Source organism: Streptomyces mexicanus (genome assembly GCF_902506575.1).
Classification (GTDB): Bacteria; Actinomycetota; Actinomycetes; order Streptomycetales; family Streptomycetaceae; genus Streptomyces; species Streptomyces mexicanus.
The window spans coordinates 1-2,544 of record NZ_LR732628.1; the positions used below are offsets into that span (position 1 = coordinate 1).

Sequence of the window (2,544 nt, forward strand, 5' to 3'; positions counted from 1 at the left end):
GTCCTGCCGCACGGGGCTTCGGGGACTCTCCCGCGACGGCGGTCTTCGGCGGTTCTCCGGGGGTGGCGGTGCGGCTGGGGTGCCGTGCCGCGACGGCGGTCTCGGATGCCGTGGGCACGGTGCCGTTCGCGTCGGCGTGGCGTGCGGAGGCCGCCGACGGGCCCGGCGCGTCGGGCCGGGCAGCGGCATGGGCGGCGTGCCCGTCGTCGAGGTGCGCGGGGGCGCGGGGGCCCGTGCCGCGCACGCCGGTCGCCGCCGGTGCGGCACGCCTGCCGGCCCGGGCGGAGACCGCCGCCTCCTCGGGGGCGTCTTCGCCCGTGCGCTCGTCCCGCCCCGCGCCCGCGGACCGTGCCGGTCCCTGCCGCCCCACCGCGGCGCCCGGGTCCGTCGCCGGAGGCTCCGCGGCCGTCTGCCCGGCCGGGGGCGCGGCACCGGCGCCGGGTCCCATGTCCCCCACCTCGTCGGCGAGTTGGTGAATGAGGATGCCGTGCCGGAACGCGGACTCGCCGATGTCGGCGCACGAGCTGCCGTAGACGGACAGGCGGTTGCCGTCCTCGCGTACGACTTCCACGGAGCGGTGGGCGACGCGTGCCTCCTTGGTCAGGAGGGCGGCGAGGCGAGCGGCGTGCGGGCTGCGGACGGCCACCCGCGGGCGCAGCCGGTTGCGGGCGAACTCCGTGGCTTCCTGGTCGGCGACGAGAGCGCCGCGGTCGAGCGTGACGACCCGGTCGGCCGTGCGGGCCGCTTCCTTGGGGTCGGCGGTGGTGAACAGGACGGTGCCGCCCTGGGTCGCGTGGGCGCGCAGCATGCCGTGCAGCCAGCGGCCCTCCCGTGCGGACAGCCCACCGGCCGGGTCGTCGAGCACGAGGGTGTGCGGCTCGGGCAGCAGGGCGCAGGCCAGGCCCAGCCGCCGGTCCAGGCCGCGTGAGAGGGTGCCCAGGCGCTCTTCCCGGAAGCTGACGAGACCGACGGCCTCCAGGACTTCGTCGGCCCGGCGGGCCGGGAGCCCGGCCGCGGCGCAGAGCATGCGCAGATGGCCGCGGACCGTGCGCGAGGGGTGTCCGGGGACGTCGCCCAGCAGGACACCGACCTCACGCGCGGGGTGGGGGATGCGGTGCAGGGGACGCCCCCTGAAGTAGGTGATGCCGCGGCCTTGTTGGAGTTCGAGCATGAGTCTGAGCGTGGTCGTCTTGCCCGCGCCCGCCGTCCCGAGGAGCGCGGTGACGCGTCCCGCGTGCGCTTCGAAGGAAACGTCGTCGACGGCAGGCGGAAGGCCCTTGCGGGAGTCGCTGGTCAATCCGAAGGCCTGGATCACCCGCAGCAAGATAGCGCTTTATGTCCGTTTTTTCGGGTATCGCGGCGCGCGTTCGGACGGCCGGGCATCATGGCCCGCTCCGATGTTCGCCCTTCGCAAGAAAAGCCGGTTTCCGGCGCGGCCGACGGGCGTGGTGGCAGTCAGACCTCGGGGCGCAGCATGGGCGGGTTGAGCAACGTGGCGCCACCGGCCCTGAAGAGCTGGGCCGGCCGGCCGCCCTGGCGGGTGGTCGTCCCTCCGGTGGGCACGAGGAAGCCCGGGGTGCCGGTGACCTTGCGATGGAAGTTGCGCGGGTCGAGGGCCACGCCCCACACGGCCTCGTAGACCCGGCGCAGTTCACCGACGGTGAACTCCGGTGGGCAGAACGCGGTCGCCAGGGACGAGTACTCGATCTTCGAGCGGGCGCGTTCGACTCCGTCCGCGAGGATCTGGGCGTGGTCGAAGGCGAGTGGGGCCGGCGGCTCGCCGTCGCGGTCGTAGCCGCCTTGCTGGAGCAGTTCCTCCACGGGCGCCCACCGGGCGCGGTCCGCATCTCCGCCGGGCCGGGGAGCGGGCAGATCCGGCGCGAGGGCGAGGTGCGCGACGCTGACGACGCGCATGCGCGGGTCGCGTTTGGGATCTCCGTAGGTCGCGAGCTGTTCCAAGTGGGCGCTGCCGTCCTCGGCGGGCGCGGAGGGGTCGTGGACACGCAGGCCCGCCTCCTCGGCCAGCTCGCGCGCCGCTGCCTGCGCCAGGTCCTCGTCGGCCCGCACGAAGCCGCCGGGGAGCGCCCAGCGCCCCTGGAAGGGGGGCTCTGCCCTGCGCACCGCCAACGCGCACAGGGAGTGGCGGCGCACGGTCAGCACGACCAGGTCCACGGTCACGGCGAAGGGCGGAAAGGCTGACGGGTCGTAGGGCATGCCGCGATCATAGTCGTCTGCCTGACGATAAACACTCCCTTCTCCGGCCGCCGCGAGGGTCGGTCCGCTGAGGTCGGCCCCGGTTTTCACGCTCCGCCTCCCTTCTGCGTGCGGTGCCGCGTCGTACGAGGTCAGGCTCCCAGTTGCAGTCCGTCGGCCGCCTCCTCGACCAAGGCGAGGCCGAGTCTGCTCACCCGCACGGAGAAGGGCTCGCCGGCAAGCCGCAGTCCTCTTACGCCGATCTCGCCGAGGGGTGCGCTGCGCACCGGGCGGAGGGTGACCGTCCGGGCCGGGGCGTCGGGGCGGACGCCCGCGAGGGCGGTCAGCAGC

At 74.8% G+C, this 2,544-nt stretch carries 2 protein-coding genes and 1 pseudogene; all 3 read right to left on the reverse strand.

Features of this window, described 5'->3' with window-relative positions; translation table 11 throughout:
• On the reverse strand, nt 1-1,315 hold a 1,315-nt coding region (locus GV126_RS33715), incomplete at its 3' end, for an ABC transporter ATP-binding protein (RefSeq protein WP_236570357.1).
• A 140-nt stretch (nt 1,316-1,455) separates the two neighbouring features.
• Nucleotides 1,456-2,214, reverse strand: coding sequence for an NUDIX hydrolase (locus GV126_RS33720; RefSeq protein WP_159674960.1), 759 nt, complete (start codon nt 2,212-2,214; stop codon nt 1,456-1,458).
• 131 nt (nt 2,215-2,345) lie between these two features.
• Nucleotides 2,346-2,544: pseudogene (locus tag GV126_RS33725) on the reverse strand (glycogen debranching N-terminal domain-containing protein); the annotation flags it as partial.

Coding starts and splice junctions, on each gene's coding strand:
- GV126_RS33720 (WP_159674960.1), bottom strand. CDS start 2,214: ATGCCCTACGACCCGTCAGCCTTTCCGCCCTTCGCCGTGACCGTGGAC.